14 protein-coding genes and 2 tRNA genes are annotated in these 15141 nt (G+C 38.9%); 6 read left to right on the top strand and 10 right to left on the bottom strand.

The features are described 5' to 3' along the window. Window positions 1–326: zinc ribbon domain-containing protein (locus BM308_RS09080; protein ID WP_218152550.1), on the top strand; the 326-nt coding region annotated here is incomplete at its 5' end. A 79-nt stretch (window positions 327–405) separates the two neighbouring features. Here the strand turns inward: BM308_RS09080 and BM308_RS09075 are convergent. Then, entirely contained in the window at window positions 406–801 is a 396-nt protein-coding gene (locus tag BM308_RS09075; RefSeq protein ID WP_074944657.1) for a DUF1036 domain-containing protein, read from the bottom strand. Between the two features lie 9 nt (window positions 802–810). Further along, on the bottom strand, window positions 811–1896 hold the full coding sequence (locus tag BM308_RS09070) for a DUF1189 family protein (RefSeq protein ID WP_074944656.1): 1086 nt from the start codon (window positions 1894–1896) through the stop codon (window positions 811–813). A gap of 330 nt (window positions 1897–2226) precedes the next feature. Here BM308_RS09070 and BM308_RS09065 point away from each other — a divergent pair, with 330 nt between their 5' ends. The 3 genes from BM308_RS09065 (at window position 2227) to BM308_RS09055 (ending at window position 5328) form a co-directional block, all read left to right on the top strand. After that, on the top strand, window positions 2227–3213 hold the full coding sequence (locus BM308_RS09065; protein WP_074944654.1) for a bile acid:sodium symporter family protein: 987 nt from the start codon (window positions 2227–2229) through the stop codon (window positions 3211–3213). Between the two features lie 9 nt (window positions 3214–3222). Then, complete coding sequence (dapE, locus tag BM308_RS09060; RefSeq protein ID WP_074944653.1) at window positions 3223–4389, top strand: succinyl-diaminopimelate desuccinylase; 1167 nt, start codon at window positions 3223–3225, stop codon at window positions 4387–4389. 168 nt (window positions 4390–4557) lie between these two features. Further along, window positions 4558–5328 (top strand): alpha/beta hydrolase family protein, encoded by a 771-nt coding sequence (locus BM308_RS09055; RefSeq protein ID WP_074944651.1) that lies wholly within the window; start codon window positions 4558–4560, stop codon window positions 5326–5328. 268 nt (window positions 5329–5596) lie between these two features. On the opposite strand, the gene BM308_RS09050 is transcribed toward BM308_RS09055, so the two are convergent. The 8 genes from BM308_RS09050 to BM308_RS09015 all read right to left on the bottom strand — a co-directional run bounded on the left by BM308_RS09050 (window position 5597) and on the right by BM308_RS09015 (window position 13400). Continuing rightward, a complete protein-coding gene (locus BM308_RS09050; RefSeq protein ID WP_143098594.1) occupies window positions 5597–6001 on the bottom strand; it encodes a GNAT family N-acetyltransferase in 405 nt (134 codons plus the stop codon). Window positions 6002–6097: 96 nt separating this feature from the next. Beyond that, the gene (locus tag BM308_RS09045) at window positions 6098–7303 is read right to left on the bottom strand and encodes an acetylornithine/succinyldiaminopimelate transaminase (RefSeq protein WP_074944648.1); all 1206 of its coding nucleotides are present in this window, start codon (window positions 7301–7303) and stop codon (window positions 6098–6100) included. Beyond that, the gene (locus BM308_RS09040) at window positions 7303–7959 is read right to left on the bottom strand and encodes a GNAT family N-acetyltransferase (protein WP_074944647.1); all 657 of its coding nucleotides are present in this window, start codon (window positions 7957–7959) and stop codon (window positions 7303–7305) included. Before BM308_RS09040 ends, BM308_RS09045 begins: the two co-directional genes overlap by 1 nt. Window positions 7960–8009: 50 nt before the next feature. After that, entirely contained in the window at window positions 8010–8810 is an 801-nt protein-coding gene (gene argB, locus BM308_RS09035) for an acetylglutamate kinase (protein ID WP_218152549.1), read from the bottom strand. Between the two features lie 24 nt (window positions 8811–8834). Further along, on the bottom strand, window positions 8835–9839 hold the full coding sequence (argC, locus tag BM308_RS09030) for an N-acetyl-gamma-glutamyl-phosphate reductase (protein ID WP_074944646.1): 1005 nt from the start codon (window positions 9837–9839) through the stop codon (window positions 8835–8837). 265 nt (window positions 9840–10104) lie between these two features. Further along, entirely contained in the window at window positions 10105–10923 is an 819-nt protein-coding gene (locus BM308_RS09025) for a penicillin-insensitive murein endopeptidase (RefSeq protein WP_074944644.1), read from the bottom strand. After that, complete coding sequence (locus BM308_RS09020) at window positions 10916–12553, bottom strand: hypothetical protein (RefSeq protein WP_074944643.1); 1638 nt, start codon at window positions 12551–12553, stop codon at window positions 10916–10918. The genes BM308_RS09025 and BM308_RS09020 overlap by 8 nt, the downstream gene beginning before the upstream one ends. A gap of 19 nt (window positions 12554–12572) precedes the next feature. Then, the gene (locus tag BM308_RS09015; RefSeq protein ID WP_074944642.1) at window positions 12573–13400 is read right to left on the bottom strand and encodes a BON domain-containing protein; all 828 of its coding nucleotides are present in this window, start codon (window positions 13398–13400) and stop codon (window positions 12573–12575) included. A 614-nt stretch (window positions 13401–14014) separates the two neighbouring features. On the opposite strand from BM308_RS09015, the gene BM308_RS09010 reads away from it, so the two are divergent. Beyond that, window positions 14015–14091, top strand: a tRNA-Pro gene (locus BM308_RS09010). Between the two features lie 404 nt (window positions 14092–14495). Next, window positions 14496–14572, top strand: a tRNA-Pro gene (locus tag BM308_RS09005). Window positions 14573–15141 lie beyond the last annotated feature (569 nt).

Below are 15141 nucleotides of genomic sequence, written 5' to 3'. Positions count from 1 at the left end.
ACAACATCAAGAAAAACCTTATATACAAAATGGAGTATAAACATAGAAATCTTCAGGAAGTTGACAGGTTTTACGCAAGCTCTAAGACCTGCAGTAAATGTGGTGCACTGAAAAAAGATTTAACGCTCAGGGACCGTGTGTATAAATGCCCAGAATGTGGCTTTACCATAGACCGTGACCTGAATGCAGCAATTAATCTGAGACAACAGATAAAAAACGTAGGAGCAGCTAGCTCCGAACTTAAGCCTGCGGAGCTGACGGCTCTGCTATCTGATTTAGAAATGAATGGGATAGCAACCAGCAGTGATGAAACAGGAATTTGGTAGAAAGCCCAGAAAATTTATAGCTTTTTATATATTTTTATAGTTTTTTTGTAGATCCAAACTAGCGGAAATGTTAAATGATTTACTTAATGCGGATCAGAGCATGTCCGTCATTGCCTCGGGCACGCAGGAAACTTACCTTTCTGTCTACATCATCAGGGATCTTTTTCTGCTTATAGAAAAATGAACGATCTTTTACCTTCAGATCAACAGCGCCTTTACCGCCTTCAAGTTTCTTGCCGTTAGAAAACTCTGAATACAGATAGTAGATATCGTTCTTACTGTCCAGTTCAACCTTTGCCTTCTGTTTTGGCATAACGTTATACCAGCCGTCTACGACCCAGTCGTTTTCCTTGTTATCAAGATATGAAAAGGCCATCACTACTGTAGCGTCAGTCTGATTCTCTATTGTAATCTCAAGCGCATTGGCATAAAACGCACATAAAACAGAAGCCAAAGAAAGAATAACCTTTCGCATATGAAATCCTTATGGAGCAAAATATCCAGGTCCATCACCAGAATTATCCGAAGACTTAGACTGAGTCTTGGTATTAGTGGAACCTTCAGGAGTCTCTGAGGTCTTTTCCTCAATCTTCTGTTCTGTATCAGTCTGATTTTCAACAGGATCTTCTTCAGGGTTCCTACCTTTATTTGTAGTTGAATCTAGTCCATCTGTAAAGTCGGAAATATCTCTTCTTGATGGCTGTGTGGCATCGCTATCATAATTTTTGATTGTTGTCCCCTGAGGGGTATATTTTCTGACAAACTCTTCTACACCATTCTTCTCAAGCTCAAATCTGAAGTTTCTTACAAACAGGATCATGTAAACCATAGGCAGGAGCATGATCAGATTGAATGGAAGCTTTACATTTAAAATAAGTTCTACTAACAACAGTATTCCTACTATAGTATTAGCAAATGAGCTTAGTCTTAGGGTGTTGCCAAAGGAAGTCTTGATTTTTCCAACAAAAACAAAGAGAAACTTCGACAAAATCGCCATTACAAGCGAATTGAACACCAGAATGCAGAAGAACCAGCATAAAAGAAAAATAAAGATGAAAGGCACAGCCAGACCGAAAACAGCATCAACAACATTTGAAACTTCAAGAGGATCAAAATTTGTTCCGGTAGTAACAAGATCAGTGTATCTAACTACTGTTTTCTGGGTAGGAGCCTTTACGGAAATGGTTTTTGAATTCAGCTCGACAATTGCCTTCTGGGCATTTCCAGAGAGAGGCAGATCCTTAACATTGTACACTACCGCCAGAGTGCCGTCGGTAGTAAAAATCTCCTTATAACTGTTATCCTCGTTAAGAGGCCTGAAAGAACCATCCTGAGCGACATAGCTTGGAGGGATAAGCGCAACTATTCTTGGCAGCTCAATACCGCGAAAAATCTCAAGCACATGATTGATCTTTACACTTGCAGGGATAGAAAGAATTACACATAAGGCTAGAAGATATAAAAGACCAAAGCCTTTCATTCTGAATAAAACATCAAAATAAAAATTCTTAGAGGATAAGGCCTTAATAGGATAGGAGCAGTAATTTAAAAATTGTTCTTTTGTAATCAAAGCGGATAATCTCTAATAAATATATACACCTACACTAAGAATAACACACAACACATAACAAATATCTTTATATTTGGAACAAAAGCAATCAAAAGATCAAAAATTGAAACTACTATCACTATTCTATTTTTTCAAAAAAAGCACCAAAATAAAGCCTGATTACATAGAGTATTTCCAAAATGGAACATTTAACTACCCCATTTTGCTCTCTTTTAATGCATTTTTCGCTAAAAAAAGAGCTCTTATTGATTTTGAATACTGATACGTAGAATATGAAGATAGTGTTAAAAATAACACTTAGACAACGACAAACTAACTTCAGGAAATAACATGTCACTACTAATAACACTTAGCAGAATACTTGCTAAATACACAGCACTGTTCGTAATCGGAACTGCTGTATTCGCCTATTTTGTACCCTCATCATGTACCTTCGTAAAAGGTAATACTCAGATTATTATTCTCGGAATCATTATGCTCTCTATGGGTATGACCCTCGGTAGACAGGATTACAGAATTCTTGCCCAGAGACCTTTTGATATTCTGATTGGAACAATTGCACAGTTCACTATTATGCCTCTGATTGCAATTGCTCTTGCAACTACATTCAACCTCTCAGACGGTTTAACTTTAGGACTGGTTCTTGTTGGCTGCTGCCCTGGCGGTGTTTCTTCAAATATTATGACCTTCCTGTGCAAGGGTGATGTTGCCTTCTCAGTAGGTATGACCACCGTATCAACCATTATTGCCCCAGTTGCAACTCCTCTGCTGGTGAACTACCTGGTAGGTCAGCGTATTGATATTGATGGCTGGAGCATGTTCCAGTTTATGCTGATGGTAACCATCGTACCTGTAGGTATCGGTTCTCTTTGCAACATTATGTTTGGCAAATATGATTTCTTCAAGAAGGTTCGTCAGGTAATGCCTGGTGTTGCTGTAATAGGTTTTGCTCTGATTGTTGGCGGCGTAATTGCTTACCATGGACAGAAGTTCCTTGAGTCAGGACTTGTTATCTTCCTGTGCATTTTCTGTCACAATGCCTTAGGATATATCTTAGGATTCTTTGCTGGTCGTTCCTTCAAGATGTCAACTGCCAAGAAGAGAACACTTGCCATCGAAGTTGGTGTTCAGAATGCAGGTCTTGCAACCGGTCTTTGCGGAAAATTCTTCCCAACCTCCGCAGAGGCAGCTATTGCATCAGCAGTATCCTGCGTATGGCACTCAATTTCAGGAACAATTCTGGCAAATATCTTTGCTACCTATGATAAGAAAAAGGCTGAAGCAACAGAACAGCTTCAGACTTCAACAGAACAGTAAGGAAGAAAAATGGAGCTATCCCGTACCGTTGAGCTGGCACAGAAGCTGATTAGAATAGAATCAGTAACACCTGATGACAACGGGTGTCAGGATCTGATAAAGGAGATCTTAAAGCCATTGGGCTTCACCTGTTATACCATCGAAGAGAAAGGTGTAACCAACCTTCTGGCAACTCACGGACGGGGCTCCCCTTTCCTACTGTTTCTAGGCCACACTGATGTGGTGCCCACTGGAGATGAAAAAGAGTGGGAGCATCCTCCTTTCTGTGGTGAAATATTCGATTATGATGGAGAGCCTTATCTGTACGGCAGAGGCAGTTCCGATATGAAAGGCGGTGATGCAGCAATGATCACTGCTATGTGCGAGTATGTACAACAGAATCAGAATCATATCGGCACAATCGGGCTTCTTCTGACCTCAAACGAAGAAGGCGATGCGGTTGGAGGCACTCCATATGTAATTGACTATATGAAACAGCGCCACATGATTCCAACCTACTGTCTTATCGGTGAATGCTCATGCGACAAAGTCTTTGGAGATTCCATAAAGAATGGCCGCAGAGGTGATATGAATGCAACAATCACCGTGCATGGAATTCAGGGACACGCAGCGCAGGAACAGCATGCAAAAAATGCGGTATTTGAAGCATCACGTTTCATTCAGGGAATGCTTGATAATCCGATAGACAACGGAACTCCTTTCTTTCCTCCTACCTCTTTTCAGGTATCAAATATAAAAGCAGGAACCGGAGCGGATAACGTTATTCCAGGATCCTGTACTATTCGCTGTAATTTCAGATGGAATGACTCTCAGACACCATCTCTGATTGAAAAACACGTCAGAGGTGTTGCAGATGAGCTGAAAATTGACTGTGAAATGGAATTCCGTGAGGAAGGAAAGCCATTTCTAACAAAAGACGGTGAACTTATTGACGCTCTTTATAATTCAATAAGAGCCGTTACTAAGGTTACACCAGATCTGGGAACCTCAGGCGGAACCTCTGATGGTAGATTTGTAAGACCTCTTGGGACTCAGACCGTCGAATTTGGTCCTGTATCAGATCTAATTCATAAGGTTAATGAAAGAGTCAGTGTAAAACAGCTTGATATGCTGCATGAAATCTATCTAAGAGTCATTTATCAGCTGCTTATACACAAACCAATGACAGAAGAATAGCAAAACAAGTCTTATATAGACAACTCTGTAAGGCTTTATCATGACCTCTCATCCATCAGATTTGAGGTCATTTCTATCTTTAAGCTCCAAATTATTTCAAACTCCACATTCACATGTTTTTAAGCGGAATTTGCAATATAATCGTTCTGTATTTTTTTAGGGACGAATATGGAAAAGCTATTTGATATAAACGAAAAGGGCTACAGCGTTCGCTGCAAATTATTCTACGACAAAGATATACATTCAATTGATAAAGTAGTGATTGCCACTCACGGATTTGGTGGATTTAAGGACAATAAATCTGTCGAAAAATTCGCAGAAAGAATTGATACAAAATACAAGGGATTTGGTGTAATAACCTTTGACTGGCCTTGTCACGGTCAGGATGCCAGAAAAAAACTCCTTATAAGTGAATGTCAGACCTATCTGCAGCTGGTTATTGATTACGCACGAGAGCATTTAAAGGCACAGGCTCTATATAATTATTCAGTAAGCTTTGGTGGATTTAATACACTAAAGTACATAGCAGATCATGGCAATCCTTTTGACAGAATAGCTCTAAGAAGTACCTCAGTTAAACTCTACGAGATCATGTCATCAACCATTTCTGAGGATGATCATAAAAAGCTTTCAAAAGGCAAAGAGGTATTGGCAGGACGCGATCGCAAGATGAAGATCAGCAAGGAATTCCTTGAATCTCTGAAGACAATTGATGATGAAATTGCTGCCTTTGACTACATTGATTATGCGGAAAGCATTCTAATGATTCACGGAACACTTGATGATAGTGTGCCAATTGAGAATGCAAAAGAGTTTTCTGAGAAGAATATTATTGAACTTGTAGAAGTTGAGAAAGCAGATCACCGTTTTTCAGATCCAAAACGTATGGATTTTGCGATTCAGAAAATAATCGATTTCTTTGCACCACATAACAATTAACCGCATAATTCTCAAAAAAAAATCTGGTTGCAGTACAAAAATAAGCAACACTTCACTTAAGACTGCCTACCAGATTCTTCAATTCGCTATTCTCAAGACACCTCTCTTTTTTTTGTGTGAAAAAGCAAGATTCCACCATTCACAGCAGATGATAATAGCGTTGATTGCATTCTTTCTTTAATCACATAGAATTATTTTTCCGCCAAATCTCATTTTTTTTTAAGATTTGGAGGAAGAATCCCTACACACGTTTTCAGATCAAAAATTATTAAGTCCAAAGAGATGTGATAAACATTGGAGAAGCATCTTTTGATTTTACAAACCCGCAATCACTGTAGAAATGCAGTTCGTCATCATAAGCAATAACTGCAATTCTAAGGTAGTCCCTATACTTTTCCTTGATCATGGATACCAGAGTCCTACCGATTTTCTGCTGCTGATATGCAGGATTAACAAGGAGATAATGCACATACGCATTCATAATGCCATCATCCATGGCACAAACCATTCCAACAAGCTTATCTCCATCCCAGGCAGAAAAGACTGTAGAGAAATGTTTCATGGCAACGACCAGTTTGTCAGGAAAATGACCAGAAGACCATTCTACAGACAGAAAAAGATCTTCAAGCTCCTGGCTGGTAAAATCATGAGTATCTTTGAAGGAAAAAGACATAGTAAAGGTCTCAAAAATAATCGTAAAAAAATCACCAATAAAAAAACATTACTGGTGATTAACGAAAAAACAAAATTCAAAAACGGTAATTAAAAATTATTCAGCAACAAAGTCCTTTACGGCCTTCTCCAGTAAAGAAATAGCCTCATCTACAACCTTATGGCTGATATTCAGTGCAGGAGCAAGACGAAGAACATCTGCATGAGCAGTAAGGGTTAACAGCTTGTGCTTAAAGCAGAGTTTCTGAAGTTCTGATGATTTTCCGGCATACTGCTCAGCAAGTACCAGACCTAATAATAATCCCTTGCCCCTTACTTCCTTGAATACATGATACTTCTCATTAAGCTTTGAGACTTTCTCAACAATGTAGTCATGAGTCTTATTTACCTTATTAAGGAATGACTTTTCGCTTACCTTGTCGATAATATATGCACCAACGGCACATGCCAGAGGATTACCGCCAAAGGTTGAACCATGAGTTCCTGGAACAAAGTGAGAAGCAAAATTATCGTAGGTCAGAACAGCACCTATAGGAAGACCTGAAGCCAGGCCCTTGGCTGAAGTCAGAATATCAGGCTTTACAGGAGTCTGCTCATAGGCATAAAGAGTTCCGCATCTTGCAACACCAGTCTGAACCTCATCGAAGATCAGCGCTGCATTATATTTGTCACAAAGCTCTCTAACCTTAATTAAGAAATCATTATCTGCAGTGATAATACCGCCTTCTCCCTGAATTGGCTCTAGGATCACAGCACAGGTCTTATCAGAGATAGTCTTCTCAAAGGTCTTGGTGTCATTGTAAGGAATATGAGTAATAGCTGCAGGCTTAGGACCGAAACCGTCAGAATAACTCTCCTGACCACCAACAGTTACCGAGAAGAAAGTTCTGCCATGGAAGCTGTTATTAAAGGAGATAATCTCATTCTTATCCTCGCCATAGAGATCAAATGCAACCCTACGGGCCAGCTTTAAGGCAGTCTCATTTGATTCTGCACCAGAATTCACAAAGAATACCTTCTCATAACCGGTTTTCTTTACAAGTTTTGAGGCTAAGGTCAGAGTATACTCATTGCAGAAGATATTGCTTACATGAATCAGGTTGGCAGAGGCCTTTTTGATAACATCAACTACGCCTTTAGGAGTATGACCAAGAATATTAACTGCAATTCCGGAGGTAAGATCAGTGTATTTATTGCCCTTGTTATCATAGATGTATGCCCCATGAGCCTTCTTGATAACCATGTTCATAGGGTTGTAGCAAGGGAACATTACCTCATCAAAGGTCTTTCTTGTAATCTTCATTATGCATTCTCCTTATTCACATCGTAAATGTATGCAACTTCATCACAGGTAGCACGTTTAGGGCAGTTTTCACAGTCTTTTAGAATCTTCTCAGGCAGAGCTTCAATTACAGTTTTCTGGAAACCTACCTTTGAGAAGAATTCTGGAGAGCGGGTAAGAACAAAGACTCTCTTGATAAACATCTTTGCTGCTCTCTTTAATAGATAATTAACAATAGCTCTGCCCTGTCCCTGTCTTTGAACCACAGGAGAAACACCTAAAGAACGGATTTCAGCAAGACCAGAATCATAAACATACAGGCAGGCGCAGCCCATAACCTGAGAGTCTTTAACACAGACTGCAAAGGTCTGAATACCTCTGATGATGTCATTACGCTTACGAGGCAGATTCTGTCCCTGCTTAGCCCAGTATTCAATCATATCCATAAGAGCATCGACATCGGCCAGTGTTGCCTGTCTTACAGTAAAACTTGCATGCTCCTGCTTTAAGAAAATCTGATTAAGGTTAACCAAAGAGTCCTTGATTGAAACAAGCTCTTCATCAGTGATCTTGTGCTCTGCACGAAGATCTGCAATCTTATCGTAAATCTCTTCTAAGGTATTGTTCTTTAATTCATCCAGTATGTAGAAGGATGATTCCTGAGTGATAGGTGGCATATATTATTCTCCACGAAAAAAAATTTAAACCTGAAATTCCACAACTCAAATTAGAGTTCTATAGCAGTTCCAAGCCGATGCCGTGAAGATACGATCTCTTTTAATAAAGGATCTTTAAAGGATGCGATATAAACAGGTTTACCGATAAATCTTGCTGTTTCTACAGCACTCTTTACCTTTACCTGCATACCGCCACTGATGGTTCCGTCTGCAATAAGTCTCTCCAGCTGTTCTTCATTTAATGAAGGTATAAGCTTTCCATCCTTATCCAGAACACCAGGTACATCAGAAATAAAATAGACAGGAGCGGACAGTAAGAGTCCGATTGCAGAAGCTACATCATCAGCATTAACGTTGTACATCTGGCCCTCTGAATCTAAGGCAACTGACGCTATTACAGGAGTATAGCCGCCATCTAATAGCATATTGATGTAATCTGCTGACACAGGAGAAACCTTTCCGACCATACCCAGATCGGCAGAAAGTTGCTCTACACCTAAAGAATTACCGTCACTTGCAATCATACCGATTGCCTTAAGACCATTCTTAATGGCTAAAGCCTGCAGCTTCTTATTACACATTCCGCAAAGGGCGGCACTGATAAATGGCATTTGTTCGCGAGGACTGACTCTAAGACCATTCTTCTTTTCTACCTTAAGATTCAGATCTTTAAATAAGGAGTCAACCTCAACACCGCCACCATGGACAATAACCACACGGGAAGAGTGAGAGGCTGCAAAAAGCTCCCCTAACTCCTTCTGTCCATCCAGAGCCTTACCGCTCAGCTTTATAACAACAGTATTTTCAGTCATTACACGATACTCAAATGAAGATCTTTTAAGATCTGCCAAAAATACCACTAACCCCCCTTCAGATTAACCGAAGAGTCCCTTTAGCTCATCAAATCCATAGTATAGATTGAATACCTGCACTGCCTGAGCTGAAGCACCCTTGAGCAGATTGTCTATACATGAACATACTACAATATAGCCATCCTTCATGGCATAACCGATATCACAGTATGGAAGATACTGTACATCCATAAGCTTAGGCATCCCCTCTTTTACTCTAACAAGAGCCTTGTTCTCATAAACACCATAAGCCTTTTTTACCTGTTCTGCGGTTACATTGTCCTTAAGTTTTGCATTGATTGTTGCGTGGATACCGCGTTTAAAATCACCTAGATGAGGAGTAAAAATCACCTCGGTACCCAGATGCTCTGCAATTTCAGGCTGATGACGGTGAGTAAACACTCCATAGGCATTTAAGCTTACCTCACAGAAGGAATTGGTTAGCTTGGCCTTTCTGCCCGCACCGGATACACCGGATACAGCATTGATTGATGGACGATAGTTCTGATCAAGAAGATCAGCATCAATTAGAGGGCGAAGTGCAAGCTGAGAAGCTGTAGGATAGCAGCCTGGAAGAGAAATCATCTTGGTTGCTCTGAGCTTATTTAAATCAACAAACTCTGGCAGAGCATATACTGCTGAAGCTAAAAGGTCAGGATACTCGTGTTCAAAGCCATAGGCATCTGCAAATACCTTAAGATCAGATATTCTGAAGGCTCCAGACAAATCAAATACAGCGATACCGGCAGCAGTCAGAACAGGAGCGACATCGTGACTTACCTTATGATCGGTTGCCAGAAATACGGCTTCAACCTCACCAATCAAAGCATTTGGATCACTCATAGGTTCCAGCACAAGATCACAGCGACCTTTTAGAGAGCCATATAAATCTGAAATTTTCTTATTCTTATCAAGTGAATTTTCTGATACATAAAGGTGTTTTAAACAGACCTCATTATGTGCACTGAAAATGCGGCATAATTCAGCACCTGCATATCCACTCGCACCTACAACAGCAACACTTAACATCAAAACTCCAAAAAAAACATCTGAAAAATATAATGTTGAGTTTACAAGATATTATTATGCAAAGAGAAATAATGTTACTTTTGCACAGTTTTAGGACTTTTAGAGGCTGACAGTGCCTATGAAGCAATAGAACAATCGTCTAAAACAGATCAATTCCGAACACAAAAAGAGAAAAAGAAACAATTATCCAAAAAATGCGAAATAAAGTGGGATCATGGAAAGCAATGCTAAGACAGAGCGAATATTCAATTCGCTCCATCAGACTCTAATTATAGTTATGCTCTTTAAATAAAGCCTGACATCTTGCAGGAGGAATTTTCTTAGGCTTTACCTTTGGCTTGGTTGGTTTTGTTGAAGGTGGAGGTGGAACAAACCAGGAGGCAAGCTCAGCTCCGCAGCCATCTCCGCTAGGAGCTTTAGCCTGCTTTACACAGGCAGGACTGTCCACAGGGCAGCCAAGTCTTACATGCATATGGCCTCTGTGACCGAACCAAGGTCTGATTTTCTGCAGCCATGATTTGTCATGACCTTCATAAATCTGACAAAGTGTTCTCTTGATACCAGGAGCCACAAAGATTCTTTCCACACGAGGATCCTGCGCTGCCATATAAAGTAGAGCCACTCTGTTGTTATCAAAAAACTTGGTTGGTCTGTTCTTGGTATCGACGATGTATACATCTTCTGGATGGGTCAGCTCATACTCACTCTTGCGAGGAGTAGAAAAATCAAAGGAAATATCTACATCAAGACCTATCTGATGAGAACCGTGATTAGAGGCAGAGCCAAAAGAGCCTCCCAAAGGTCGGGACAGATCACCAATAAGAAGATCAGGCAGACCTGCTTTCTTAGCCTTGGCAACTAGCTTGTTGATATAGTCAATAAGCTGAGGATGACCGAAGTTACGTGTATTTCCCCAACGCTGAACCTGATAATTCTTACCGTCTTTAAGTTCTACTGCGCCCTTGATACAGCCATTGGCGTATTCACCAATAGCCTCTGCAGAATTATCTGTAGTTCCTGCATAGGAGGTAAAACTCAGCATAAAAGCAAAAGCTGCAGCTATAAATACTCTGATGCTATTCAAAAGAAAATAATCTCTTAATAAAGCCCATCTTTGAAGATGGAACAATCATAACCTCAATGGACATTCCCTGGAAATTAAATCCCTTAGATGGAATATCAAGATTTTCCTGTTTGATAAGCTCTCCACATTCATTCAGATTCTCATAAAGCTTCTGAAGATAAGGATTAGCTTCTCTTTCAATAATCTTTCTTAGAGTGATTCTGGCAGAATTCAGAAGCTCAGAATCATTCATCTTCTGAGGTCTTACTATATCAGTAAAATTGATTCCTGTAATGTACTGAATCCACAGTTTTAAATCAGGAGTCATCCAGACATCGGAAAACGGATTTGAAGCCTCTCTGATAAGCTCATTTACATGGTGGCGAACTGTATCAATATGTGTTGCTCTCTCCTTGCCTCTGCCCTTGATTTCAAAACGCATGTAGATAGTGCGTCCGGTAGCGTCTCGGATTTCCTTATAACACTCAGCAGCACTGCCATGGGCAGGAGAACTGGTAAAATACAGTCTAGGTCCCTCTGGAGCACGATTATCCTTCTTTCTTAAAGCATCATAATCATAATGCTCAAAAGGAACTGCATCATTCTCATGCAGAGACTGATTTATAAGAGAAGCAATTAAGCTGGCCTTCTGATCTGAGGATAAAAACAGATCAAGATTATCAATTATAAAGTTGGTAAAGCTCTCTATGCCCGCAGGTCTTAAAACAGAGAAATCGCCCCTGTTTTTGGCAATTGTCAGAGAATCCTCTTTTTTATGGAAGAACTGAGAATAAAAGATCAGAATCCAGATCTGCATTCTAAAGGACAGGATCTTCTGAAAAATGAACTCAGCAAGTTCCTTCTGGCCCGCAAGTTCTCTGGCAAAAGGCCTTGGCTGACGGTTATAAAGCCAGTCACAGGCGTACATATTCATCTCAAACCAGTCGAGCCTATCAGCTAGATTTGAGCTGAAGAAATCAGTGATTTCTCTATCTGAGAGGTCCTTAAAGGATTTAGGATCATTTTCAAACCATACTTCCTTAGATTCAGGCAGCGGCCAGATAAAGCTTGGCTGAATACCTCCAGCAGAAATTGACTTGCGGCGCTTAGGATTAAGTAAAAGCTCCTCCAGGAATGACCACAGAGCTGCCATCTGATGAAGGCGTTTTAACAGAGGAGTGTAATTGGTATTGCGGTTATCATCAGGAATAAGACCGACATAATCGCACATCTTAGATAAGGTATCACAGGATTGAGCCTTTTCATCATCAGCATAGATATCAGCAAAAACATCAACTATAGAGAAAATGTGTTCGCAGTTGCTGATAAGAGATACAAATGGCTCTGCAGAAGCATCAAAACAGACAACATTCTTCCGTTTAAGATAATCTGCCTCAATCATGTCTTCAATAGCAGGAAGATCACCCTTTGCTTCAATGAAATCACGGGTGATCTGCATCTTTGATGCCTCAGACCAGTGTATGCGGTTGTAGTTCACCTGAGGCTTCAGATAAGTATGAACATAGACCTCTGGTCTTTCAGATTTATTTTCAGACCAGCGAAGAATGCCATACTCTAAAACAAGATTGCTATCTCCTTCATTAGGTGAGTAGACATCAACAAAAAATAAAGTTGAATTTTTAGAAGACATGATTCAAATACATACTTCCTTAGAAGCCCTGTGCAGGTGCACTTGGAGCTAACAGATTCTCATCCTCCTCAAGTACGGCACCACCGTTGTCAACATTTCCCTGAACCTCGGCAGCCATTGAAGATGAACTCTGGGAGTATTCATTTGAAGAACTTAGTGATGCAGCAGATGAAGTGCCAGTAGATTCACCTCCAACAATAGGAGCACCGTCAGATGAGTTAGGAGTACCACTCTCATCCATGTAATCAAAAATAGGATGAATCTTCTTAACACCATCTACCTTACGAACCTGATTGATTGCTCTCTGAGCCTCATTGCGGGTTACATAACCCATCATATATACAACAGAATTTTCGGTATAAATCTTAAATCTTCCAGAACTAATCTTTGAACCAAACAGAAGCATGCTCTTTACCTTAGAAGTAATATAGGCATCAGATGCAACTGTTCCAGAGGATACAGGAGGGATATTCTCTACACAGTTAAAGATTCTTCTAACATTCTTAACATGTTTGATCTTCTCTAAACACTCTGAAAGATACTCTCTGTCCTGAGTCTCACCAACCAGAAGAACATTACCGTTCAGGACAACACAGTCAACGCGGAAGACTTTGTAATCAGATCTGGTAGCATCATTTTTTAGAATACTTAAAACATTCTTTGAAATCTTCTGATCATCAACCTGCTTATCAACAGTTCTGCTATCAGAACCAATATATGCACCGGCTCCAGCTGCAGCACCGCCAACTACTACAGCAGCACAGCCATTGAATACAAATGCAGAGGAAATTGCGAAAGCAGCAACTAGAGAAATCTTCTTTAAATTCTTTAAGTTAGAAATTTGCATAACCTTATGACTCCATACAATTTTTCAGCATTATACCTACTGAAAACTTATGCAAAATATATTCACGATCAAAACTAATACAGTAGTTTAGCAAAAGACACAATATAGTCAAAAGGTTAACAATAAAAGTGAGATTAAAAGGAGAAAATAAAATTAGGTGGCCAGAAAGAAAAATCCCCTGAATAAGAATTTATCAGGGGACAACAATCAAACAAACATAAGGAGTACGTGAACTATATCACAAAAAATCAATTGTGATCAATTTCTCAAAAATTTTTTTTTAACTTTTTTGCATTTTCCCGTAAAAACAACAAGTTAAATAAAATTACTTTTTGATAATTTTTATCACTTACGATTTTCAGTGACTGTATATCTAATATAGAAAGAATTTGCATAGTAAATTAAGAGCTAAATCAAATTTTCAGAAAAAGAGGCAATAAAAATAAAAAAAGTAAAAAACTGGCTATTGATTAATTTTGTAAATTTTAATATTCAGTAAAACGTCATAAATCCGATATATATGCTATTTACTTGAATTCAAAGATAAAATTAAAATAAAAATCATAAAAAAAGTATTGACACCTAAGGGGAGGATCCCTATAATGTGCCTCAGTCGGTAATTAGCGCAGCCTGGTAGCGCATCTGGTTTGGGACCAGAGGGTCGCAGGTTCGAACCCTGCATTACCGACCATTCTAAAAGAATCATCTAGTCATATCATCTCTATCTCAACATAATCATCAACAAAAGAAATCAAACTTAAGATTTGCTGTCTTAACTGCAATAAAAAAAGTCTTATCTAAAAAAATCTTAATCCACACAGAAACAGATCAAAAACTAAACTTGAAAGAAAGAACATTTATCAACAATTTAAATTCCGAAAAAAAACAATCCAGAGAATTACACAGAAAAAAAAAGAATCATAAACTACTACATATATATAGTTATGTATTTAAGAGAAACGCAGCAGCAAAAAAGAATGTTGCCGATAAAAAAGGCATACAGGATAGAAGGTTGAACTATATATTATTCAATTTAAATTAAAATTAAAAAAAGAGTTGACACCTAAGGGGTACATCTCTATTTTGTGTCTCAGTCGGTAATTAGCGCAGCCTGGTAGCGCATCTGGTTTGGGACCAGAGGGTCGCAGGTTCGAACCCTGCATTACCGACCACTCCTTAGAAATCCATATAAAAAAATATCAATTCAACGAAAACATTCTGGTTTCGAAGCATATCTATAGTCTATTAACCCATCGTTATATTTAAATATAATTAAAAACATCTACAACATTTATTTTCTTTAGCTTCAACAATCCAGACTCATTCCTTTCTCAATAATCAAGAATTGATCCTTAAGGGGATCGGTAGGGGAGAGAAAATGAAGAAGAGGTATAAGAAAAAGAAAACAATGGCGTTCAATAAAATAAACACCACAAAACATCTAGGAAGTAATCAAAAATACTCCAGGATTAACTCAAAAGGAACTATCCATTCATTACTACCAAAACTCAAAATAAATCAATTCTAGAGCATTCTCGTAGGGTTCTATTAGAGCATATTAACATTACATTTAACACTTAGTTAAAATATTACTTAATAATATAGATTTACAAATATACATATTACTTATAAGCGGATAATAAATATTCAATATAATAGAATTGTTAATATTACGTTTATAAAGTTTTTAATTATTTATCTTTACTTAATATTAAGTGTAAATTTGCTCATTCAGATTCAT

Origin of the sequence: Succinivibrio dextrinosolvens (assembly GCF_900116345.1) — a bacterium.
In the GTDB taxonomy this organism is placed as follows: Bacteria; Pseudomonadota; Gammaproteobacteria; order Enterobacterales; family Succinivibrionaceae; genus Succinivibrio; species Succinivibrio dextrinosolvens_B.
The sequence above is the reverse complement of the archived record's forward strand: the minus strand, read 5'-3'. Positions and strand labels throughout refer to the sequence as shown.

Bases quoted from the DNA above. Each gene is read 5' to 3' on its own strand.
- BM308_RS09075 (WP_074944657.1), bottom strand. From the start codon at position 801: ATGCGAAAGGTTATTCTTTCTTTGGCTTCTGTTTTATGTGCGTTTTAT.
- BM308_RS09065 (WP_074944654.1), top strand. From the start codon at position 2,227: ATGTCACTACTAATAACACTTAGCAGAATACTTGCTAAATACACAGCA.
- dapE (WP_074944653.1), top strand. From the start codon at position 3,223: ATGGAGCTATCCCGTACCGTTGAGCTGGCACAGAAGCTGATTAGAATA.
- BM308_RS09055 (WP_074944651.1), top strand. From the start codon at position 4,558: ATGGAAAAGCTATTTGATATAAACGAAAAGGGCTACAGCGTTCGCTGC.
- BM308_RS09050 (WP_143098594.1), bottom strand. From the start codon at position 6,001: ATGTCTTTTTCCTTCAAAGATACTCATGATTTTACCAGCCAGGAGCTT.
- BM308_RS09045 (WP_074944648.1), bottom strand. From the start codon at position 7,303: ATGAAGATTACAAGAAAGACCTTTGATGAGGTAATGTTCCCTTGCTAC.
- BM308_RS09040 (WP_074944647.1), bottom strand. From the start codon at position 7,959: ATGCCACCTATCACTCAGGAATCATCCTTCTACATACTGGATGAATTA.
- argC (WP_074944646.1), bottom strand. From the start codon at position 9,839: ATGTTAAGTGTTGCTGTTGTAGGTGCGAGTGGATATGCAGGTGCTGAA.
- BM308_RS09020 (WP_074944643.1), bottom strand. From the start codon at position 12,553: ATGTCTTCTAAAAATTCAACTTTATTTTTTGTTGATGTCTACTCACCT.
- BM308_RS09015 (WP_074944642.1), bottom strand. From the start codon at position 13,400: ATGCAAATTTCTAACTTAAAGAATTTAAAGAAGATTTCTCTAGTTGCT.